This window comes from Bacillus sp. FJAT-27001, assembly GCF_019039175.1.
In the GTDB taxonomy this organism is placed as follows: Bacteria; Bacillota; Bacilli; order Bacillales; family Bacillaceae; genus Bacillus; species Bacillus velezensis.
In genome coordinates this window covers 595,377-621,009 of record NZ_JAHOAA010000002.1, presented here as the reverse complement: position 1 = coordinate 621,009, position 25,633 = coordinate 595,377, and the positions used below count along the sequence as shown (strand labels likewise).

Below are 25,633 nucleotides of genomic sequence, written 5' to 3'. Positions count from 1 at the left end.
GCCAAAGCTTACGAGTAAACCCGGCGGGCGGATATGTGAATTTACGGTCTTGTTTTGGCGGGCTGCTTCAGCATCTCACCATGCACGTTCAGTATCTTTTCCTGCAGCTGCAGAAAGCTGTATTCTGTCATTCCGTCTGCCGAATATAAAACGCCGCAAAATTCAGAAATCGTTTCGGCTGCGCTGTCTTCAGCCAATAACGTCATATGATTGGATACCGCCACATCCATGATGGCGATGTTTGTCATATGCTCTTCCCACTGGCTCCAATAGTTGACGAAATCAGCGGATAAAATATCAGCCCTGATTGTAAAATACGGATCAAGCTCACCCAAGAAAATACCGTTTTTATTTCGGAAATAATAGCATGTCACCCCGTTCGGATCCGGAAGCGGCAGGAGTTCGTAATCAGTGATTTCGTAAGCGTCCTGAACATTTATATTCTGCCTGATCAGATTTTTCACCAACGCGTCCGTCTTCGTTAACCCCCGCTGTTTGGCTTTTGCGATTAATTGCTCTAAAAATATGTCTTCATGAAGATCGGCATCTAGTTCATCACGGTGAATCAAGGTTTCAGAAATGCGTTCCGGATGTTGATAAATCGGTGCAAATAAAGCCATGTTCACCGTCTGCAGCATCATATTTTTATCAAATAATTCATCAGGAATGTTTATTTCCCGCGCACCCGCCGCGTCAAAGGAGTCGAGCATGACGATTGACTCAACGGTTTCTCCAGCCAGCTGCAATTGCCGGGTGACTTCATAAGCGAGCATGCCCCCTAATGAATAGCCGCCTACATCGTAAGGACCCCGGGGCTGCACGGTACGTATGAGCTTAACGTAATATTCGGCCATTTTTTTAATGCCGCGGATCGGTTCCCGGTCTGTCATCCACCCTCTTGCCTGAATTCCGTAAAAAGGACGCCCGGTCCGTTCGGCAACAGGCTGGTACAGCTCCACTGCCCCCAGCGCGGAATGAAACCAGAAAATCGGTCTTCCCTTTCCATTTGGGTTAAGACAGATCAGCTCGGGCGGTTCTTGATCATCTGTCTCTTCTGATATATCGTTTTGTTTCGTATGTTCCCCATGTACTTCCTCGGTGTCTTTTTGGACAGAACCGGTCAGATACCCGGCTAATGTTGCGATTGTCGGATATTCATAGACCAGATTTGCCGTAATAGACGCTTGATAGGTCTTATTAATGGACTGAACCCATTCCACACCGATAATAGAATCCAGCCCCATCTCAATGAATGCCTCATGCTCATCAATATCTTCCGGCTTCAGAAACAGGATGTCCGCAAGGCTTTCTTTGAGCTCTTTGCGCAAAGTGCCGTCAGAGATGCCGGCAAGGGGAGTTTCTGCTTCCGGGATTTGCGGACGTACCGCTGTTTCCTCCGCTTCAGCATACTCGGGTTTCTTTATTTGTCCCGCTATATATTCCGCAAGCTCTTCAAGCGTCGGGTGTTCATACACCTTATTGGCAGTAATCTCAGTGTGGTACGTTTTATTTACTGTTTGTATCCATTCAACCCCGATAATGGAGTCAAGACCCATGTCGATGAAAGGCTCATCAGCATCAATATCTTCCGGTGACAAAAATAAAATATCTGCCAGGCTTGTCCTCAATTCTTCAAGCAATGTTCTATTGTCTTCGGAAACGGCTTTTTCTGGCTGCTGGACAGAAACAGTACAATCCAAAGGCTGTAACACGATTGGCTTTTGCAATGTCTCCGGTTCAAACGCTCTCATTTCGATCTCAGTTAAAGGAGTCAGAGAAATCAGCCCTTCATGTTCAGGCTGCGGCGAAGACGGGAGAACGGTTTGCGTTTCAGACTTTTTCATGGCTTGGCCTGGTAAAGAACTATTTACATCAGCCGCCCAATACCTTTCTTTTAAAAACGGGTAGGCAGGAAGCGGCGTTTTATAATATTGCCCTCCGTCAAAAAGCCGTGTAAAAGGAAGATCATACCCTCTGCAAAAAAGGTCAGCGATATGTGCCAGGCTTTCTCTGTACTGCGCGGGCGAAGCCGCCGAGCGGCACTGTTCAATGCATTCCATTCCGAATGTTTTCATTCCGGCTTCTTCTGCCGGCTTCTGATCCTTCAAATTGGACACAAACACACCCGGAAGCTCTCTTTTTACAAGCCACTCCGATAATACCCGCTTCAGTTCGTCCGCACTGCTTACGATACAGGCAAACCGGTGATGTAAATGCTTTCTGCCGAGCAGGAGCGTATAACTTATATTTCCCAGATCGCTGTCTTTGTTCTTGCTGAGTGAATCCAGCAGGCGTTCTGCCTGAATTTCCAGCTGACGCTCCGTCCGCGCAGATAAAGGAATGAGGCAGGCCGGTTTTGCCGGCGACCGGCGCACGGTTTGCGGCGCCTCTTCAATAACAAGATGGGCATTTGTTCCGCTGAATCCGAATGAACTGATAGCGGCTCTGCGCGGTGCATCCGGATTCCGTTTCCACGGTATCAGCTTTTCATTCACAAAAAACGGGCTGTCCGCAAATTGAATATGCTGATTGGCTTGGTGAAAATGCAGGGAAGCCGGAATCTGCCGATGCTTCAGCGACAGCAGGATTTTAAACAGTCCGGCCATCCCCGCGGCCGCAGCGGCATGTCCGAGATTGGTTTTCACAGAGCCGATGGCGCAATATCCTTTTTTATCCGTATAGCGGCGGAAAGCGCGCGTTAAGGCGCCGAATTCGATCGGGTCGCCCAGTGCAGTGCCCGTTCCGTGAGCTTCCACCATTTGAATGGTTTCCGGATCAATGTGGAAAGTATCATAGACATGACGTTCCAATCGTTCTTGAGAAAGCGCGCTTGGAGCGGTGATTCCGTTTGTAGCGCCGTCCTGATTCATTGCAGATCCTTTTATGACGCCGTACACATGATCTCCGTCACTAACGGCGTCGCTAAGACGTTTCAGCACCACCGCTCCCACGCCTTCACCAGGCACGAACCCGTCCGCGCTTTGATCAAACGTATGGCAGCGTCCGGTCGGTGACAGCATATTCGCCTTATTTGACGACTGATAAAAAGCGGGAGTGGATTGAATGAAAACCCCGCCCGCCACCGCCATTTCCGTTTCTTTCGTCCAAAGCCCCTGACATGCCAAATGAATGGCTGTCAGCGAACTGGAACATGCCGTATCAACAGTGATCGCCGGACCTTGTAAATTAAGGTGATAGGCGATCCTTGCCGGAGTGACGGAATTATGATTGCCCCAAAAAGCCTGCGCGGGCCCCTGCTGTTTAAAAATGGCCTGGTAATCTCCGCCGCAGGAGCCGGCATACACGCCGCATTCCCGGCCTCTTACCGAGTCTCCCGCATATCCCGCATCTTCAAGCGCTTTCCATGATTCTTCCAAAAACAGCCGCTGCTGAGGGTCCATATAGGTCGCTTCACGTCCCGATATATGAAAGAAAACGGGGTCAAAACATTCAATGTCCTCTATAAAACTGCCATACTGGCATTGGCTGTCAGAGACATCCCATCTGTCTGCTTTTTTAATCAGATCCCGCCCGGCGGCTAAGTGTTCCCAAAACTCATGGACATTCTCCGATTCAGCAAACCGCCCGCTCATCCCGATAATCGCGATCGGTTCTTTTTCATGTAACACAGCTGCTGATTTTACTGTTTCGGCCGGATCCTTTTGTTCGCGGCGGTACGTCATTTGATACGGCTCAGAAACGCTGATGACGATTTTCCCGATATTTCCGCGGTCATCCAGACAGTGATACGCTTCTTTTATGTCTTCAAAGGAAAAGATTTTTGAGATGACAGGCTGAATGACTCCCTCTTCCGCCAGCCGCTGCAGTTCCAATTGATAGTCCTTGACCTGGTCCGGATTTTGAAGGGACAGCTTCCGCAAATCCACGCTGTGAAACGATTGATTGTTATGAAGGACGGACAAGTCGACTGATTTAGCGGATTTCAGCGCAGTCATGGCAATTTCGATATATCTTCCGCCCGGCGCCAGGCAATTCATTCCTTTTTGCATGGCATCACCGGCCAGGGTATTAATGACAACATCCACCCCCCGGCCGCCGGTCATTCGCATGATTTCCGTTTCAAAATCTTCTTCTAAATAGCAAATGGTATTGCGGACCCCGAGCGAATGCAAATACTCAATTTTTTTCTGTGATCCGGCCGTGGCATATATTTCCGCGCCGATATGCCGGGCCATTTGCACCGCGATCAGCCCCGTTCCTCCCGTCGCGGTCTGAATTAATATTTTTTCGCCTTTTTTAAGTCCGGCTTTCCGGAAGGCGTCTATCATGGTCACCGCCACGGTGGGAAGAGCGCATGCTTCTTCAAAGGTCAGCCGGGCCGGTTTATGATAGACTTGATGTTCTTTACATGTGATGAGATTCGCCTGAGATCCAAATTCCTCTCCCATGCCGACAATCACTTCATCACCTGGAATGACGGATGTTACATGCCTCCCTGTCTTGATCACGACGCCGCTTGCTTCAAATCCCGGAGTGAACGGATAAGGCGGCATCGTCGGGTACAGCCCTCTGACACAAAGCAAGTCTCCGAAGTTTAAAGAAAAGGCGCGGACGGCTATTTGAACCTCGTCATCTTTTGTCTCGGGCACTTCACTGCGGGCAATCGTCAGATCTTCAATGCCGCCCGGACGGTCAATCACAACCCGGAACATTCCCGAGTCATCGGACTTTGCGAAAGAAGGCGGCATACGTTCTTGTTTCGGTTTCTGATAACCGTTTTCCTTTCTTTCCGGCTGCAGAGGTTTTTCAGCAGGCCGTTCTTCCTGAAGCGCCGGGCGGATTTTCGCTCTTTCGGCCTTCAGAGACGAGGCTATGATGGTTTCGTATTCTTCCGAGATATAACCGGTCAGCAGTTTCACATGATAGTAATCAAATAAAATCGTTGTCTGCAGTGTAAGATTCAATCGCTTATTAATCTCGTTAATCACATTGACGGCCAGAATGGAATCAATGCCGTATTCAGAGAAATTCAGTTCTTCCTGAATATCCTCTTCTTTCATTTTTAATACATCGGCAATACTTGTTTTGATGACTGAGCGGACATGGGAAGCGACCGATTCCCCATCAGCCTTAACAGCTTGATGCTCCTCTGGCGCGCGGCTGCGGGAAGCAGGCTGCGCGGGCTTTCGGAAAACTTCGGCCGGGGCGGCGTATGGCTTTCTGCCGTCTCTGATCCCTTGCATCCGGACGAGTCCGTCACTCTCAGCTGCGATAATCTGCTGGCCTAAATCATGAGCCGTTTCAGCAGGGAAACAGACCGCTCTGTATCCTTCCGAATGCAGCACACGCTCCCACGATTTTGGATATAAGCCGGGACTTCCCGGAATCCGAAGCTCAGCATCCTCATAGGACCACCAGCCGTCAAGCAGCCCGAAGGTTAAATGGGTAAAAACAGAACGATCGCTGATTTCGTTTATCAAAATCATCCCGTTGTATTTCAGGAGCGCTTTCAGACGGCGCAGTGTCAAACCGATATTTTTTGTGGCGTGAAGCACATTGGCGGCGATGACAATATCGTAAACACCCGTTTTGATATTTTGTGATTCGCAAGGCTCCTCCGCATTAAACAAGGCTGTTGTCAAATACGGCACATCAGGTCCGTATTCCTGTTCGGCATGCATTAAAAAAGCTTTAGAAACGTCCGTATAACAATATTCCGCAATCTGTTTTGCAAATGGTTTCAGTTTTGTAAACAGCATGGCGCTCGTTCCGCCCGTCCCGGCCCCTACTTCTATCAGCCTGATACGGGCATCGGGGTGTTCTGTAAGATAGGCTTTCAAGTAAGCGGCCGCGGAATCTGCTAACACTTCATTAAAATAATCCGCAACGGGATTATGCTTATAAACACCTTCAACGAGCCGCATTGATGAATCGGGAAATACGATATCCGTAGCCGGACGTTCTCCTTTTAAAATGGAAGGCATCGCTTTTATCGTCGCCTCGGCCAATTCAGCTTGCGCAAGCTCCCCATTGGGAAGCAGGCGTTTATGGGCATTCCACTCATTCCAGACTGTGCGGCCGTCCGGGCGCTGATCCGTGAGGAGGGTGACCGTGTATCCGTCATACGCGATATATCCGTTTTCTTTTAATAGATTCAAGCTTTCTTCCAGCCATCTGCCGTATGTGCCGATCACGCCGGCGCTCCGCATGGATGCTGCAGGTGTGGTGACAGGCTCGCTGAAAAACCCGATTGACTGTAATTGGTAAAAGAGCAGTTTGCAAAGAAGGCTGTTCATATGCGCAACTCCATTTCTCGTTTTAAAGTCTCAAGCTGTTCATTCCGATCCGGATTTTGCCGCTTGACGCTTTCCATAAATGAAGGCTTCGGGCCGGATACAACCGATATTGCATCTTGATCCGTCAGCGCGGCTAAGCCGTGCGGAGCAGCTTTGATGAATGCCGCTTGGCTGAACGGTTCTGATAGTAAGACTTCCAGCGCCTCCATTGCTTCATCGGGTTCAATAGAACCGATCCCTGACGCCTCCATCCGTTTTCTGTAAGACGGGTCTGATACAACGCCCAGACTGCCCCAATATCCCCAATTCATGACTTTCACTTCACAATCAAGCAAGGAAGCGATATGGCGGGCAAAGGCGTCTTGAAATGTACACCCTGCCGCATAGTTGCTTTGCCCGGCATTTTTTGTGAAAGAATTAACGGATGAGAAAAACAGCACAAAATCAAGCGGTTCTCCCTTAAAAGCTTCGATCATTCGGACGCTCGTATTCACCTTAGCTGAATAAGCGTTTCTGAAAGAAGCTTCATCCATATTCGCCATACTTTTGTCGGCAAGCGTTATCGCGGAATGGATGACTCCCGTTATATTGCCGTATTGCTCTCTTACGGAACGGACGGCCGCTTTAAGCGCTTCGGCATCTTGGGCATCAGCCTGTATATAATGCGGCGCGGGGCCTGATAGCGCCAGCCTGTCTATTTTGCTCTGAATCTCCTGATCCTTCGGCCGCCTGCCGATCCATATCATCCGTGCCTTGTAACGGGTGATCATGTATTTGCTCCATGCTTCTCCGATGCCGCCCGCTCCGCCGATGACAGCATAAACGCCGCCTTCTCTGTACGACATACGCGGAGCGGAACTTGTCAGCACCCGGACTGTTTTTTGCTTGTGCCAAGCTCCGTTACGGTACGCGGCAGCATTTCCGTCCGGATCTGGAGGGAGGCGCCAGATGTCTTTCATTTCAGACGAATCACTGTCTTCTTCTGCATCAATCAGCCTGATGTCCCAGTTCGGATATTCTTTTGCCAATGAACCGATCAAACCGTGTACACCTGCATGCTCAGGCTGCGGCAGATCACCCGGATACACGGACTGTGTCTGCCGGGTGACCGCCGTAAAGCTGATGTTTCGGTTTCCATACCCGAGTGACAGCAGCGCTTTGATGAAACGGAAACATTGAATCACCCCATTCTCCTGCTCATCAAGCATTTCCTGACTGACGGATGCGGGTGCGAAACGATCCGGCGCAATCCATAAGAAATGGCGGATATCCTGATACCCGGCTGTCAATTCACGTAATGTTTGCTCGCTTGAATGATCCGGCGTCTCCGCCAGATGGGCGCGGGGCCACATTTTTGCCGCAGCCTTTATGGTATTTCCCGGCTTTCCGATGATCAGCAATTGTTCCTGATCAACCGCTCGATTTTCTTCCAGAGAAAAGAAAGTTTTGTCCCAAACAGGGGCAAGCATCGCCGTCTGAACTTCCTGCCGTTTGCTTTCGATTTGGTTTGTCTGCCGGACAGCCCGGCAGGAGAAGCCTGTTAATCTCATACAAACAGCGCCGTTTTCATCACATAAATCAATATCCAGCGTCAGCGCTCCGTTATCTGACCGATCGCTCTGTTTGCGGACAAGCGCCCACATCGTTTTCTGAGTCGGCTGAAATATTTCTGCCTGCCGCAGGGAAAACGGCAGCATCGGAGTGTCTTCGGCAGTATCTGAACCGGCACCCAGTGACGCCTGAAACGCGGCATCTAGAAGACTCGGATGGATGACAAACTGATCGGCGGTACTGTCTGCCGTTTCCGGCAGCGACAGCCGGGCTGCAGCACCCCTCTCTCCGATCATCAGCTGATCAATTCCTTGATGGCTCGGCCCGTATATCATACCCGCATGCCGGAAAGCCTGATAAACCTCATCAGACGGCATAACCGATTGGCTGCAGCCGGACAGCCAGCCCTCTAAGTGAACTGACGGAACCGCTGCTATCTCTCCTGATACCGCGGTGCCTTTACTGTATATAATCCGTTCTCCCCCGGGTTCTTCCGATAGGCTGTAAATCGTAAATTCAATGTCTTCATTTCCCTTAAGGATAAGGCTGATATGGACTTCTACATCCGTCCCCTTATGAACGACAGGCCTCATCCATATGAGATCTTTCAAATACATTCCTTTACGTCCGTCCGGCACAGCGTATGCGGCACGCTCAACGGCCGCCCTGGCCATTTCGATCACGGCGGCTCCCGGGAGCACCTTCTCCCCATTGACTGTGTGGTCAGTGAAAAAGAATTCCCGTCCGGTAAAAACAGAGGTGAATTTCAGCTCCCACAGATCGGATGTGTTTTCATGAAGCAGCGGATGGATCACCGTTTTGCCGTCATTCCGTTTTGAAACCGCCTCGGCTTCATCTTGAATCCAGCATCTGACCTTTGCAAACGGATAGGCGGGAAGGCTGATTCTCCGGGGTTTTTGTCCCGAATATAACAAGTTCCAGTCCACATCGACTCCCTGCACCCACATGTTCAGCAAATGACCGTACTTTCTCTTTTTCAGCCATTTGACCATGGCTTCTTGCAAATCTTCATCAGATTCAAACACAGCCACTGTCTCATGATTTCGCTTCGCCCGCCCCCTGTAAAGATGCGGTGCGTTTTCATTTTCCAAGTACGATCTGAGCTTGTCCTCCAGCTCCTTAAGAGAGTCCGCAATGAAAGCCAGCCGCTCATCCATCGCTTCCCGCCCCGCTTGTAAAGTGTATGCGACATCAAATAAGTCCGGCTTATCCGTATGCTTCTTTTGAAGAAAAGCAAGAAGGCGCTCCGCGTATTCTGTCAGACGCTCCCCATTTTTCGCAGACAGCAGAATGACAGCCGGCTCTTGGCTGCTGATTGCTTGTTTGACAGGAGCCTCATATTCTTCAATAATGATATGCGCGTTAGAACCGCCCGCACCAAAGCTGCTGACCCCCGCCCTGAGCGGCTGTTCTGCTCCGTCTGCTGAAATCCGTTTCCAATCTGTTAATTCCCGGCAGACGGAAAACGGCCCTTCGTCAAATTGGATATTCGGATTTAAAACATCCGCATGCAAAGATGGGGCGATTTGTTTGTGCTTCATCTGCAGCAGCACTTTTGTGACAGCGGCGATGCCCGCTGCAGATTCCCCATGTCCGATATTTGATTTGACAGACCCGATGAGACATGTTTCAGGAACATCACCGAATGCATCGGTTAAAGCCCGGATTTCAATCGGATCGCCTAATTTCGTCCCTGTCCCGTGCGCTTCCACATAGCTGATCTGGCCCGGAGATACCCCCGCCTCCTGTAAAGCTTGAGAAATGACTTCGCTTTGCGCCTTGGGGTTCGGTACGGTGTAACCGCTCGCTCTTCCGCCGTGATTAATGGCAGCTCCCTTAATGACGCCGTAAATCCGATCTCCGTCTTGTACGGCGTCTTCTAAACGTTTAAGAAGCAGCACCCCGACCCCTTCTGACGGAATATAGCCGTCACCCCCGGCGCCGAAACTCCCGCAGTGTCCTTTAGATGAGATGAACTGCCCCTGGCTCAGCATGAAGTACTTGTTAGGATGAACGGTGAGATTCACTCCGCCGGCAAGCGCCGCGCGAATCCGATGATCCCGCAGATCCCGGCACGCCATGTACAATGAAGTCAGCGAACCCGAACACATCGTATCGACCGAAATGCTCGGCCCTTGAAAATCACAAAAATAGGAGACACGGTTAGCAATGGATGAAATCCCGCCGGGGAGCCCGATATGCCGTCCTTTCACTCCCGCTTCAGCCGCGAATAGCGGGTATTCCTGATACATGACACCGGCATACACACCTACCTGACGGCCCAGTTCAGGTGATATCCTCGTATATCCCGCATCCTCCATGGCCATCCACGCATGCATTAAAAACAGCCGTTCCTGAGGATCAAGGTGTTCCGCTTCACGGGGGGAAATCTTAAAGAACTCAGGATCAAAATCGGCGATCCCGTCAATGAATCCGCCCCATTTGCTGTAGATCGCTCCCGGCGCCGTCCGGTCCTCGGAAAAGTAATGTTCCCATTTCCAGCGGTCTTTCGGAATTTCGGTAATACAATCCTTTCCTTGTTTGAGATTTTCCCAAAACGCATTGATATCATCGGCCTGCGGATACTTGCCGGAAATCCCGACAATGGCAATATCCAGCGGTTTTCCTTTCGTTTTCTGACGGCTTTGATTCCCGGACGGGGCAAAAGACGCATTTTCAAGCCGATTTGGCTGAAGCACTTCTTTCACAGACGCGTTTTTCAATTCCGCCAGCTGTTCCCCGGTATGACTGAGGACTGCGGCATCAAATGAGAGAAACCCGTCTTTTTTATGTTTGATTGTATTCACCACATAGGCGGTATCAGACATGACTGGTCCGTAAAGCGTCAGCCTCTCAATCATGAGCGGGACGTGAATCCGCTTTTTCAGCTGCAATTCTTCTTCACCGAGCGACATATAACAAGAATTCAATATAAGCGGGTCAAATGCAAAGTGACGCAGATCGCCTTTTTCTTTTTTTCCTGATAAGTCCAGCTGCAATAAAAAGGAGCTCTCACTCATTTTGTATCCCGCCGTTACCGTTTTCAGCATCGGGCCTATCGTGAAGCCGGCAACCGAATCGTACAGACGGGAAATAACATCCGGTGCTACCTTTTGTGCATGCGCCTTCATTTGTTCAACGTCATACGATTTTTTTACGGGTGTCTCTATACCTCTGCTTATTTCTCCTTCGGCACACGTCTTCCGGCTTTCTTTACCGGAAACAGTGCAGCTTGCGGTAAAGCGTTCGGCATTCTTTTCTGCCGCAAATGAAATGTCAATCTGTGCGGCCTCTCCCGGCTCCAGCGTGACGGGCCCGCCCGTAAAGCGGATATCTTTCAGCTCGGCGGGATACGTGCCGGAATGAGACGCTCCGGACGCTTCAAGCACCAGACACGGATACACTACACCCATCAGTGCCGGTTTGCCGAAAACCAGATGATCCTGAAGGAATGCTTCATGTTCATAGAAAGTAAATGTCTGACTGACTGATTGCGTTTCAGAGACCGGTGCTGCATCCGCGACAAGGCCGGAAGATTCTTCTGTTCCTTTTGTTTTTATGTCTTCAAGCAGTTCGGATATGCTGCTGCACTCAAATAAAAGAGTCGGATTCAGCCGCAGATCAAACGCCCCTTCGATGTCTTTAATAATGGCCAGAAGCTGTGACGATTCAAGGCCTAATTCAAAAAATACGGTGTGCGCATCATTTCTTGTGACAGGACGGCCTACGTATGTTGAGAAAATGCGGTATAAGGTTTCCTCCATCTGCTGAACGCCTGGTATCAGCTGCCGGTCTGTCCGCACCTTTTTGGCTGTCAGGCCGAGCAGTGAAGCAATATGCGCACCGCTGAGGTTGTAAAAGTCAATATCCATTTTCACCATTTCAGAAGGCATGCCGGATTTTTTCGAAATCACCGCGTAACAGCGCTCCGTAACGGTTTCAGCGGCACTAAACGAATCATAATAAATCGGTAAAAACAAACCGGCGCCTGCAGCTGTCTGCAATACGCCGGAGGCCATGGCGGCACCGTCCATCAGCGCGGGATGAAAGAGAGCGCCGGGGAGATTTTCCTGGCATGAATCAGACTGCCGAATATCAAGGAAACATTCCTCTTCATTTGCATAGATCTCTCCCTCCGGCTTCATCAGCCCGTCATGCGACAGTCCGCGGCTTCTCGCGTCTTCGTAAACCGTATGCAAGGAGACTGATGGAAGCGCAACTTGTTTTTTCTCTTCCGCGTCAAGGCGCTTATCTGATGAGAAAACCCCTTCATGCACCTCCGCTGATAAGAAAACCGTCCCGGAATCCGCCCCGCAAATCGAGGCAGTCCAGAACTCCTTTTCTTTACTGAATATGACACTCACATCAAGCCGCTCTGACCGTTTCACTGATAAAGGATGATAAATGGTCACCCGTTTCAGACAGATGGAACGGAATGAAAGATCAAGGCTTTGCTTTGCCAGCTGATACAGCATATCAATATAGGCCAGACCGGGCATGACAGATTCTCCGTGAACAAGATGGTTTTTCATAATGGGATGTTCTGCCGTCAGGCGCAGATTCACTGTTTTTTTCATGGTTCGTCCCCTTTTAAAAACGTCACGTTGTCACCTGCCAAAACGAGTCTGCAGGTGCAGTGCTTGTCTCTGCTTTTTTCTCATATTTCTTTAAAAGATCCGCAATGTCTGTTTTTTCATTACTTGTTTTTTCCGCTTCATTCTCCGTGCTGTTCCAGCCGCCCAAAAGCGGGTAGTGTTTTTTTCTGAATTCCGGCGGCTGAGGCGCCCGGTGATGTTCCCGCTGCCTTTCACCTCTGTATTCTTCAACGAGGATATGAGCATTTGTCCCGCCGTCAGGAAATGAACTCTGAGCTGCGACGCGGGGTTTCTTCTCTGAATGCCAATCAACGGGTTCACGATTAAAATGAATACGCGACGCTTCAAAGTCATAATGTTCAAAAGGCTCACGCGCTGATAAGAAAGGCGGAATCCGCTTGTGATAGACGCTCAGCACACAACGGATGAAGCCCGCAAGACCTGAAGACAGAAGCAAATGCCCTACATTCGGTTTCACCGATCCGATCCGGCAGGGCAGAAGCGTTTTCCGGTTCAGCTGATAGACATCTGAGAGTGCCTTGATTTCCACCGAATCAACGATTGGGGAACCGCCTCCGTTCACTTCTATATATCCAATGTCTTCGGGCGACTTTTCCGCCATGTCAAGCGCAGTTTGAATGGCGTCTCTCTGCGCTCTTATATTCGGTGAACCGGGACCGAGCGTCCGGCCGTCATTGTTTACCGAGACGGCTTTTATGACGCCGTAAATACGGTCTCCGTCCCGCACCGCATCGCTCAATCGTTTGATAAAAACCGCCCCCGCTCCTTCTCCGAGCACTTCTCCCGCTGATTCACGGTCGAATATATGAAACACGCCGTTCTCATTTAAAATATGGCGCGCTCCGAATAACCGGTGCGCGGACGGAGATAAGAGCAGACTCACCGAACCGACTAAGGCCGCGTCAATCCTTCCGGCCAAAAGGGCGTCTTTTGCAAAGGACAGCCCGATCAGCCCTGAGGAACATGCTGTATCCACGACAAGGCTCGGCCCTGTGACATTCAAAAATCGTGAAATGTTGGCCGCCAAATAGTTTTGCCCCGCCCCCAAAATCGGGTTAGGCGCCTGCAGGATATGTTCCATACCGGCTGAAGGCTGCGCCCTGCCGCCGATGTACACGCCGACTTTCCGGCCCGATAAATCCTTTTGGCCGTACCCGGCATCATAAACGGAATGAACCGCTTCTTCTAATATGATCCGCGCCTGCGGGTCCATAATTGCCGCGTCTTTTTCAGAGATGCCGAAAAATCCCGCATCAAACATGTCGATATCATCAATCCACCCCGCATAATCCTTTGCATTTGCTGTTGCATGCCAGCGCGATGCGGGGACAGGCCGGATGGCGGTGTTTCCTTTCATCAGCAGCTCCCAAAAAGCATCCGTTCCGCCCGCCCCCGGAAAACTGCAGGACATGCCGACGACGGCAATATCGTCTTCGGTATCCGCTTTCGGCTTCGTGGATGTTCTCTCTTCAGCGGCGGCGGTTAAATCAGGCTCTACGTCCCTGTCTTGAACGAAACCATTTTCTTTTGTCACAAAATCGGCTTCATGATGCGCTGCGAAATAGTCAACCATTTCTGTAATCGTTTGATATTGAAGCATTAAGGACGGTGTTAACTTAATGCTGATCCGTTTTTGCAATGATTGAACCAATTCCGCAAAGAGTATTGAGTCAATCCCGTATTCATCAAACGGCATATCATCTTTTATCTGCTCATCCGTCATTTTCAGTTCTTCGCTGAAAACGGTGCGCACCCATTGACGAATCATGTCCTTCACCTTTTGGTCACCGGCAGTGCTTTTTTTCACGGGAGCTTCAGATTTCTTCACCTGCAGAAGATCACCAAAATCAGGCTCACTGTCTTCGGGAACATAAGGAATTCCGCAGCTTTGTCCGTTTAAAATGATGTAATCTAAAAACTTCAGTCCGTCTTCAGCAGACAGCCTGGAAAGTCCTGATTTTTGATAAGCAGGTGTTTCCGGCAGGCCTTCAGCCATGCCGGTTTCTTTCCAGACGGGCCATTGAACGGCTTTAACAAACACGTTTCCTTTACCTGCTTGATGATTTGCAAAAGAGTCCATAAATGAATTAGCCATCGCGTAGTCACTTTGCCCCGCAGCAAGCGAAGGGATCAGACCCGAAACGGATGAGAACAAAATAAAAAACGACAGCGGCTCATTCTGAACAGCTTCATAGAGACCGCGAAGCCCTGTTACTTTCGGCGTGCAAACGCTTTCGATTTCAGTTTCGGTTTTGTTATAAAAAGCGGGGTGTTCTCCCATTGCACCCGCGCAATGAAAAACGCCGGTAATCGGCCCCATCGTGCCGCGGATGCCGTCCGTCATGTTCCGGAGCCCCTTTTGATCCGTAAGAGAAACGCTGTAATAACGGATCTCCGCGCCCCGCTCGGCTAACCTCTGCATCCGCTCGGCTTTTTCCGGGAGAATGCCGTCCTTTTTCATGTCTGCCCACTCTGAGGAATCGGGAAGCGGCTCCCGCCCCATGATGACCAGTTTCCTGCAGCCGCGTGAAACGGCATGCTCCGCCGCAATTGCGCCGATCCCGCGCGATCCGCCCGTTATTAACAGCACGTCATCAGACGAATAGGAAAGCTCAGGCGCCGCCGAAACATTCATACCCTGCTTCAGAAACGGCACATAACGGCGATTCAGCCTGTAGCAGCATTCACTGACGCTTTTGGCCCGCGGCTGTAAAAATTCAGTCTCAATCTGTCTGCTTAATTCTTCTGTATGCTCAATCTCACAATCGCTATCTATCGTAAAAGAATGAATGTTGGCATACTCAGCGCCCAGCATCCGGTACAGCCCCGCCGTTTTCGCCCCTTGCATCAGAGGTTTACTTTCCTTGAAAGGCTGGAGGCGGTGTGTCACTTGACTGAACACAGCGCCGCTATGACGGAATGATTCAAGAGCCTGCTGTAAAAAGGCAAGCTTTCCGTGTTCTATCTCTTCCTGCCGTTCATATTCCGTATCATATGCGGTTATGTCGACGACCCCGAGTATCTGTTTGTTTTGAAGAGACTCCCGCACTCGGCCGTAAAGGTTTCGCCCCGATGCGGCGGCGTAATAATCGGCGCCGTCTTTTGCCTGATGGATGAAGCGGATCGTTTCAATATGGCCGTTTCCTTTAAAAAGAGCATCGGCCAATCGGCTCGTCTTATCAGTTGCAAGTATCATTACTGTTCCTGATAATGCTTCAGACTCCGCCGGATCTTGCTGCTTCCAGTCTTTTTGAAGAATGATCTTTTGGTTTTCCGCCGGTTCGTCTGTCTGTTTCCGGATATCCGCAGGCACAGGCACCCAATATCGCTCCTTCGCGAACGGATATACAGGAAGGCTGACCCGTTTCGGCTTCTCTCCTTCGTATAACAGGCTCCAGTCAACGGCGGCTCCTTTTGCCCACTCAGTGAGCAATCTGGAATATTGCTTGTTTTTCAGCAGCTCGGCCATTCCTGCTGATGAAATATCATCTTGAGCACGTCCGCGGAAACATCCTTCAATTTCTGTTTTCCGTTCAAGCACATCCTTCAGTTTCGCTTGCAGGCCGCAAACGGATGTAACGATAAATGCCAGCCGTTCAGGCATCGCTTCTCTGCCAGCTTGAAGCGTGTAGGCCAGGTCTTTAAGGTTGACTTCTTTTTCCCGTAAAAAGCGGTCATACCGTTTGACATATTCTAATAGGCGATCTTCATTTTTTGCCGAAAGCAGAAACAGAACCGGCTCGTCTTCCCGTATATTTACCGATTTCTTTTCAGCCTGCGGCGGCAGATATTCTTCTATGACAAAATGGGCATTGCTCCCGCTGGCGCCAAAAGAACTTAAACCCGCTCTTCTCGGCTGGTCAGGATGTGACGGCCGTTCCCATTCTTCCAGCCGGTCCGCCACATAAAACGGCGTGTCCGAAAATGGAATATGGGGATTCAGCGTGTCCGCGTGCAATGACGGAAAGATTTCTCCATGCTTCAGCTGCAAAAGCACCTTTGTTAATCCGGCGATCCCGGCTGCTCCTTCTAAATGGCCGATATTTGATTTGGCAGAGCCGATGGCGCAAAACCGCTTCTTGTTTGTCCATTTGCGGAAAGCGCGGCTCAGCCCTTCAATTTCAATCGGATCACCCAGAGACGTGCCTGTTCCGTGGGCTTCAATATAGCTCAGTGTCTCCGGATCAATGCCGGCACCCTGAAAAGAATCTGTAATGACTTCCGCCTGTGATGCCGGATCAGGCACGGTCAAACCGGATGTTTTTCCGACATGGTTTAAAGCGGAGCCTTTTATGACGCCATATATCGGACAGCCCATTCTTTCCGCTTCTTGAACGGTTGTCAGTAACACCGCGCCGACGCCTTCTCCCGGCACATAACCGTCACCGCCGTCGGCGAAGCTTTTGCAGACGCCTTCTGAAGACAGAAATCCGGCATTCGCCAAAAACGCATATTTATGCGGGTGTGTGACCGCATTCACACCGCCGGCAAGGGCGAATTCGCACTCCCCCCTTTTAATGCTTTCACATGCCAAATGTATGGATGTGAGCGAAGAAGAGCACATCGTATCAACAGCCATTGACGGCCCTGTAAAGTTCAGGCAGTGAGACACGATATTCGGAACAGAGGCAGGCGTCACGCCCATAGACAGCGGTGTGCCCCGCTGTGTGATTTCAGCGCCGAACAGCTCATAATGGCTCCAAAACACACCTGCGAATACCCCGACGCGTTTTCTTTTTTGTGAAGATGGCCCGCGCGCCGTTCTGTCTTGATAAAAACCGGCATCTTCACAAGCTTCCCAAGCCGTCTCTAAAAACAGCCGCGCCTGCGGGTCCATCATTTCAGCCTGGCGCGGAGTCAGATTGAAAAACAGCGGATCAAAGCTGTCTATGCGATCTAAAAATCCTCCGTAACGGTAGAACTGATCTGCTTCATATGAGAAAGGATAACCTTTCCATCTGTCTTTCGGCATTGTTGTGATGCAGTCTTTCCCTGAGCGCAGATTTTGGTAAAATTCTTCGATGCTTCCCGCCTGCGGGTATCTTCCCGCCAATCCGATTACCGCAATATCGTGCTCTTCTGTATGTCTCTCTTGTTTTCGGCTCCTTCTCTTTACAGCTGCATGGGATAATGAAGAGCGGTTCTTGTCTGCCATCGGAACCAATCGGGCCATGCTTTCAGTTACAGCGGGCTCCTTCCCGTATAAAATAACAGATTGCAGCTTGCCGAGTCGCAGCATATATTCAAGTGAAGCCATCCCTTCCCCGGCCGGAAGCGGGCTGGTGCCCGTTGTATCATTCATGATCTCTTTCATCAAGCTGTCAACCTGCATGCCGCCATCTTCCCAAAGCGGCCAGTTGATCGTCATAGAAGCCCCGGTCCGTTCGCCTTTTTCCGCTCTGCAATCGCGATATTTCATATATTCATCCATAAAAGCGTTCGCTGCGGCATAATCTATTTGGCCCGCATTTCCGGCCAACGCCGAGAATGAGGAAAATACGGCGAAAAACTCAAGCGGTTCATTCCGTGAAGCTTCGTCCGCATGAATCAGGCCGCTGATTTTCGGCAGGAACACCTGTTTCAAGTCAGAACTGTCTTTTTGGATGATAAATTGATCTTTTAAAACACCGGCGCAATGAAAAATACCCGTCAGCCGGCCGAAGGTTTCTGTAATCTGAGCAAATGCCCGCTCTGTTTCGGCTTTGCTGCCGATGTCCGCTTGAACGTAAAGAACTTCTGCGCCCAATGCTTTCAGTCTGCTGATCTTCTCAGACTGTTCCGGCGAACGGCCGATGAGTGCGAGCTTCACTTTTTCTTTTTCTGCAAGGTGACGGGCAAGCAGAAATCCAAGACCGCCGAGGCCTCCTGTAATGACATATACGCCGTTTTGTTTCCAAGGAGACTGTGTCTGCCCGTCCAGTTTCTCAATACGTTCGAACAATCTGATCTGCCGCATATTGTCTTTATACCGAATGTCTGTGCATCCTGCATGAGAGCAGTCTGCTTCTGTTCTAATGATTGCGGCCGTCTCACTTGGCAATCTCTCATTCTTTTCACAGAAGGTGATGACCTGAATGCGAAGAGCCGGATTTTCCAGATGTGCCGTTTTCAGCATAGCCCCGAGAGCGGAAGACAATGCCGCTCCATTCTCAACGGCGCATACAAGCTGAATCAATGTATGTTCTTTCGGATGGTCTGTCAGTTCCCGTTTGAGCATACGAAATATGCGCTCGGCATCTGCTCCAAACTGCTCATCTGCAGCCTCATGCTCCCTTTTCAGTTCTATCACTTCCGCTTCCGGGCAATGTATGCCGAGTTCACCGGTGAGAAGGGGTCCTGCATCGGCAGCGATAATGAGATGACGGGTGTGTTTTTGCCCGTTCTGCACCGCCGTTTCCAGCGGATGATCTTTCCAGGCGGGTTCAAAAAACAGAACCTCTTCAGCAATGTCAGCGTCTGATGTATGCCGTTCTTCGGCCGAATCTTTCAGCACACAGCCCGCTTCATTGATAAGGTAATCCGCAAGGCGGCGGACAGATGAATATTCAAAAAGCAGTGTCGGATAAAACTGCTGCTGAAAAGTCTGCTCTAATATCTTTACAAGCTTCAGCAAATGCGCCGAGTCAAGCCCCATATCATAAAAGCCTTTCCGCACATCAATATCCTGTGCCGGACGATTGATCAACCTGGCGATTTCCGACTTTATGTAAGTCACCATGTTTTGTTCCGGCGTTTGCTGTTCAGACACGTCTTCTGCGGCCACAGAATTTTCCGACTCACCACGGCCGCTTCTGTTCTGCTGAGGCGGCTTCTCTTTGTCTATCAGATGGGTAATCATATTCGCTTGTCTGACCCTTTTTACTGTCAGTTTCTCACATTCGGCCAATACGTTCCCTGCCCTGTCGTAAATCGTGAAGTCGGCCGAATAAACATCAGGTTCGCTATCTGATGCGCCGCTTTCAGTGCGGCTGTTTTTCGCAGAATAAGTGTAAATCGTTTTCGGAAACGGCTGATACATGCAAAAACGATTGATCATAAAAGGAATATAAGGTGTGTCATTCTGCTTTTGGGCCGACAATGCAAAGGAAGAGCCGGCAAGGGTGGACGCATCTAAAAAAGCCGGATGCGCCTTAAATTTCTCCCGGAATCCTTCAGCCAAATCACTCAGAGTAAGCTCCATTAATTCTTCTTTATCCTGAAGCTGATAAACGGCCCCTTCATTTTTCATAAACTCGCCATGCTCAATATGGCTTCTTCTTGCAATTCCGTAAATGTCATGCATGTCCCATTTTCGGCTTGCGTTTTTCATGAACGCTTCAATATTCAGTTCTTTTGCCCGGGGCGTGTCTTCTTGCAAATAAAGCTGGCATTCCATATTCTCATCCCGGTTTCCGCCAAGCGGTGTGCCGTTTTTTGCTTTTTCGCTAGTAATCTCAACTTTCCAGCTGTTATGCGCCGGCGTAAAGGTCACATACAGGTGTTTATCAAACTCTTCAGATGTTACAACAGGCTGCTTAAAAATAATCTGTCTTAATTCTATAGGCCTTTCACCGAGATACCCGGCGGCGAGCCGATACAGCATGTCTATTAAAGTCACGCCCGGGAGGACGCGGATTTGATGAACGCGATGATCCCGGACGATATAATTCGTATGGCTGATTTTCTGCAGGAACGTTTTGACTTGATCGGTGGCAACTGCCAATCTATCACACCTCGCTTATTTCAAACATTGCTTCTGTGCCCGCCTCATTTTCTTCCGCTTCGGACAACTGTGCTTTTTCAGGCCAATACCGTTGTTTTCGGTATACTGTCTGGCCGCCTTTCGGTTCCATGGCCGCTTTTCGCTCTTTCGGAATTCCTTCGTTGCTGACAATGATATGGGCGTTATTCCCGCCCAAACCGAACGCGCTGACCCCGGCCCTGAGTATCTCTTTTTTTCCGTTCCACCGCTTCAGCTCAAGCACAGGATAAAGCGGAGAATCTTTAAATTGAAAGCGGGGGTTCGGTTTATGGCAATGCAAAGTCGGCGGCAGCTCTTCATTGGCAATCGCCAGCAAAACTTTGATGATTCCCGCCGCGCCCGCCGCACTCAGCAAGTGGCCGATATTGCTTTTGACGCTTCCTACACCGCAAAATTGTTTTTCATCGGAATAAGCAGACAAGACATTGGTTAATCCCTTTAATTCAATCGGGTCGCCGATCAATGTACCGGTTCCGTGCGTCTCTACGTATGTCATGGTGTCCGGCTCGATTTCCGCTGATTGAACCGCCTGCTCAATCAAGTCCTGCTGCGCCCGGGGATTCGGCGTCGTCACGCCCATTGTGCTGCCGTCATTATTAATCGCAGAGCCGTCAATAACGCCGTATATTTTATCTTCGTCTTCTATCGCTTTTTCAAGCGGCTTCAGCATCAGCACACCGCAGCCCTCTCCGATTCCTGTTCCGTCCGCATCGGCATCGAAAGATTTTGAACGGCCATTTGGCGATAAGATTCTCGCCGCGCTCATTGTGAGAAAAGGTTTTTCATCAAGCAAAATGTCAACCCCGCCCGCAAAGGCCGCTTCCGCTTCTCCATTTTGAATGGCCTGTACGGCCAAATGAATTGCCGTAAGCGAACTGGAGCAGGCCGTATCCACGACCAGGTTAGGCCCTGTAAAGTTATAAATGTGCGCCATGTGTGCGGTAATAAAATTTTGCCCTGCGCCAATAATCGCATCTTTTTGCAAATATTGAAATTTCTGATGAAACGCACCTGCCCTTGCACCGGCAAAAACGCCGATACGGCGGCCCCAGAGATCCTCTTTTTGATAACCGGCATCGGCCAAAGCTTCCGCGCTCACTTCGAGCCACTGCCTTTGCAGCGGGTCTATCATCGGTGCCAGCGTTTCTGAAATATTGAAATACTCCGGGTCAAATTGATCAATATCGTGAATAAAACCGCCCCATTTACTGATGCTTTTTCCTTCTTGATATTCACCCGGCCGATAGTGTTCCCCGGCGTTCCATCTGTCCGGCGGAACTTCAGTGACGGCATCCGTTCCGCTGCGGAGATTCTTCCAAAATTCTTTTATATCCCCCGCTTTCGGAAAATGACAGGCCATGCCGATGATCGCAACCTTTCCCCGTTTCCCGGGGTTATCTGCCGTTTTTTTGCTCCGTTTCGGCGTCTTCTGCAAAGGGACCTTCTCCGCGGGAACTGCTGCATCTGCCGAAAAAGCTTCCGGACAATGTGCGGCTAAATAATCCGCGAGCTGTTCTATGGTAGGGTGTTCCAGAAGGACAGTCGGATCAATTGAAACGGACGGCAGTTTTTGATCGATCTTTGTCAGCACTTGCGCCAGAAAGATAGAATCCATTCCGTATTCCTGAAAAGGCACATCGATATCCATATGCGTTTCATCGATACTCAGCTCTTTTGCCAAAAGCGACCTCAGCCAAGATTGAATATCAATCCGGTTATGTTCCCGTTTTTTTGTTTCAGGAGGTTTGGAAGCTGTTCTCATTCCTTTATGGGCGGCTGGCTTGGCATTTTCCAGCGCTTTGGCGTCCCAATCATGTTTCACTTGTGCCGGCAGCACGACAGCTCCGGGTCTTTCTCTTAAAATGTAATCAAGCATCTTGAGACCTTCAGCGTCAGAGTGCCGCAGCAATCCCGTTTGCTCATAAATCCCGCTTTTTATATCCCTGCTCATGCCCGTCTCATCCCATGCCGGCCATTGTATGCTAATGATGCCGCTCTCATTGTTTTCTGCAAAATAGTCCATATAAGAATTAGCCATCGCATAATCGCTCTGACCCGCCGCAAGAATCGGGACGGATGCCGAGACAGATGAAAACAGAACGAAAAATGCCGGCGTATCATCCTTTACACTCTCATACAGACTGTGAAGGCCGTCTGCTTTCGGCGCGAGCACCCGCGCAATACTGTCTTTGGATTTACGGAGAAAAGCAGGGTTTTCACGGTCCGTAATTCCCGCGCAATGCAGAATGCCTCCGACAGGTCCGAGCGTTGAGGTTACCTCTTTTATAAGCCGTCCGACGGCCTGCTTATCCGTCAGATCAACTGCTGAGACGCACACTTTTACGCCTTGTGATTCCAGCTGCCGGATAAGCTGTATTTTTTCCGAAACGACAGGGTCTGTTTGCTCAAGATCCCACTCGGTTTTCGGCGGCAGCTCCTTTCTGCCTGTCAGAAGCAGTTTCTTCACACCGTATGCGGAAACGAAATGCTTGGCGCATAAAGCGCCGAGTCCGCGCGTTCCTCCGGTTATCATCAGGACGGCGTCATTTGGAAACGCAGTCCGGTCTGTTTGCACGGCTTCTGGTTCAATCTGATCAGTCTGCCGAAGAACATAGCTGAAGCGCATGCCGTCCCTATAGCAAACAGCAGACTCCGTTAAGTCTGATTCAATTTCTTGTTTAATAAAAGCGGCTGTCTGCTCCAGCGGCTCTTCAGGATCAATATCGGCGTGACAGGTGAGAATTTGGCTGTATTCATGCCGCAGCATGCGATAAAGCCCCGCTTTTTCAATACCGTGCATAACGGCAGCCTTATTTTTGAAGGCTTCAAGCCCTTTTGTAAGATAAAGCATTTTCATGTTTTCTAGTCCGCGGCCGTATTCAATCAGCTGCTGCAGCGATGCCACCCAGCTGATGTCCTGCCGCTTTTGTCGGGAGCCGCAGCCGGTGAAGTCAATAAACCCGGAATAGATGGCCGCGTTCGGACCCTGTAAGAAAGAGATGAGCTGATTTTCCTGCACAATGTCAGCATCATTCAGCTGTTTTTTCACCTCGGCGGCAAGGTCTTTTGTATCTTCAGAGACGATGAGCGCTATTTTGTTGTTGAACGGCTCGGATGAAGACAATGCCTCGCACGGTTCCCATGTTTTCTGCAATAATACTGTTTTTTGATTCGAAAGCGGCAGCTGCTCCCGTTTCGGCACCCAATAGCGGTCGGCTCTGAACGGATAGGAGGGCAGGCTGATGCGGCGCGGCTTACTGTCCGTATACAGCTGCTCCCAATCCGTGTCAAATCCGTTTGCCCAGAGCCGCAGCACTTTCCTGTATTTCTTTTTCTCAAGCCAGGCGCTGACGAGGTCAGCCGCGTCTTTATCGTCTGAGAACATGGAGATCGTGTTATTCTCGCGTTTTTTACGGCCGCTGATGATATCTTCGCTGTTTTTTCCCATCAGAAACGCGTTCAGTTTTTCAGTCAGTTCCTCTGCGGAGCCTGCAATGATTCCCAGCCTCGCTTCCATCGCATCCCGTCCGGTCTGCAGTGTGTATGCGGCATCTGCAAGATCGATATCGCGGGATGATCCGTTTTGGATAAAATCGCGAAGGAGACGCGCTCTTTCTTTCAGCCGCTCTTCATTTTTAGCCGACAAAACAAAAAGAGATGACGCTTTCTCACGGGTTTCCTGCTGTTCCGTCTCACTTCTGCCCATGTATTCTTCAATAACGATATGCGCATTGACACCTCCGAAACCGAATGAGCTTACACCCGCCCGGCGGGGCAGGACCCGGCCGTTTTCATCACGCAGCGCTTCCCACTCCTTTGTTTCTGTCACAATGTAAAACGGGCTGTCCTTCAATTTGATATGGGGATTGATGTTCTCGCAATGCAGACTTTTGGCGAGCGTCCGATGTTTCAGCTGCATCAATACTTTGATAACGCCCGCAATACCTGCTGCGAGCTCCAAATGTCCGATATTTGTCTTCACTGAGCCTATCCCGCAATATCCGCCCGGCGCCCCGTCTGTTTGGAAAGCTTTTTTCAATGCATTGATCTCAATCGGATCGCCGAGTGCCGTTCCTGTTCCGTGCGCTTCTATATAAGTGATCGTTGACGGGTGAATACCGGCTTTTTGATAAGCGCTTTTCAGCACATCCGTCTGAGCCTGCGGATTCGGCGCGGTAAGTGACGCTGAGCGTCCGCCGTGATTTTCCGCTGTACCGCGGATGAGGCCGTAGATGTGATCCCTGTCACGCTCAGCCTCTGAAAGCTTTTTCAAGACAATCATGCCGGCACCCTCTCCTCTGACATAACCGTCAGCCTGATCGGAAAATGTTTTGCAGCGCCCGTCTTCACTGAGCATGCCTGCTTTTTGAAAACCGATATGCCCTTCAGGCGTGACGATCGTGTTGACGCCCCCTGCGACCGCCATATCACAATCTCCCGTTTCAATGGCTTTTACCGCGCGGTGAATGGCGACTAAAGAGCTTGAACAAGCGGTTTCTACCGGCTCGCTCGGCCCGTGGATATCAAGAAAATAACTCATTCGGTTCGGCCCGACGGACGGCACGATTCCGGTCATCGTATACCCCTCGACAGGAAGACCCGCCTTATTGATTAAAGTTTGATATCCGCTTCCCAGTGTGCCGGTGAAAATGCCGGTTTTTGTTCCGGCAATCCGTTTTGCTGAGTACCCCGCGTCTTCAATGGCTTTCCACACATACATCATTAATAGACGCTGCTGAGGATCCATCATTTCAGCTTCTTTCGGAGATATCCCGAAAAACAGCGGGTCAAACCCGGCGATTCCATCTATAAAACCGCCCCATTTAATTGACGTTTTATTTGCATCCGCTGCCGGATCGCCGTAATATTCGCGCCAATCCCAGCGATCTCGTGGAATTTCTGTGATGCAATGCTCTCCTTTTTGTAAACGTGTCCAGAATTCATCTATGTCTTTCGCTTGCGGAAAAATACCGCTGATTCCGATAATGGCTATCGGTTCGGTTTTTTCTTCTGATCTTCCTTTTACGGATACGGGCGTTTCCCGCTTGACATGAACGGCCGCCGGAGCTTCAGCTTTTCTTATTCCGGCTTTTAGAGCGGTTTTTAAACGCTCTCCTTCTAAGCCGCTGAATGCTTCTTTCCATTCAGATATCAAATGGCCGCTCAGTTTGCGCAATGTCGGAAATTCAAAGAAGATAGTCGGGCTGAGCTCAAGCTGATAAGACCGATTTAATAGATTGGTAAATTCAGTGAAGATGATCGAATCAAATCCGTATTCCGTCAGTTCGCTGTCAGCCTCAATATCTTTCATGCTTACCTTTAAAAGATCTGATACATGCCGCTTTAGTTTCTCTTGAACCTGATCTTTCAGATCTCTTGCATCTGCCACTGCCGGAGCTTGTCCGGCGGCGCTTTGTTCTTCGCCCAGATCGAAAATATGGCTGCGG

The 25,633-nt window shown here is 50.1% G+C and carries 4 protein-coding genes; all 4 read right to left on the bottom strand.

Translation table 11 applies throughout. From position 1 onward, the window contains the following. Positions 1 to 41 precede the first annotated feature (41 nt). Positions 42 to 6,257: a beta-ketoacyl synthase N-terminal-like domain-containing protein gene (locus tag BGM27_RS07655; RefSeq protein ID WP_020954226.1), complete on the bottom strand. Its 6,216-nt coding sequence runs from the start codon at positions 6,255 to 6,257 to the stop codon at positions 42 to 44. Further along, on the bottom strand, positions 6,254 to 12,406 hold the full coding sequence (locus BGM27_RS07650; protein WP_020954227.1) for a type I polyketide synthase: 6,153 nt from the start codon (positions 12,404 to 12,406) through the stop codon (positions 6,254 to 6,256). Before BGM27_RS07650 ends, BGM27_RS07655 begins: the two co-directional genes overlap by 4 nt. 22 nt (positions 12,407 to 12,428) lie before the next feature. Further along, a complete protein-coding gene (locus tag BGM27_RS07645) occupies positions 12,429 to 20,147 on the bottom strand; it encodes a type I polyketide synthase (RefSeq protein ID WP_007409376.1) in 7,719 nt (2,572 codons plus the stop codon). Between the two features lie 4 nt (positions 20,148 to 20,151). Next, a partial coding sequence (locus tag BGM27_RS07640; protein ID WP_217031226.1) for an SDR family NAD(P)-dependent oxidoreductase occupies positions 20,152 to 25,633 on the bottom strand: 5,482 nt, incomplete at its 5' end.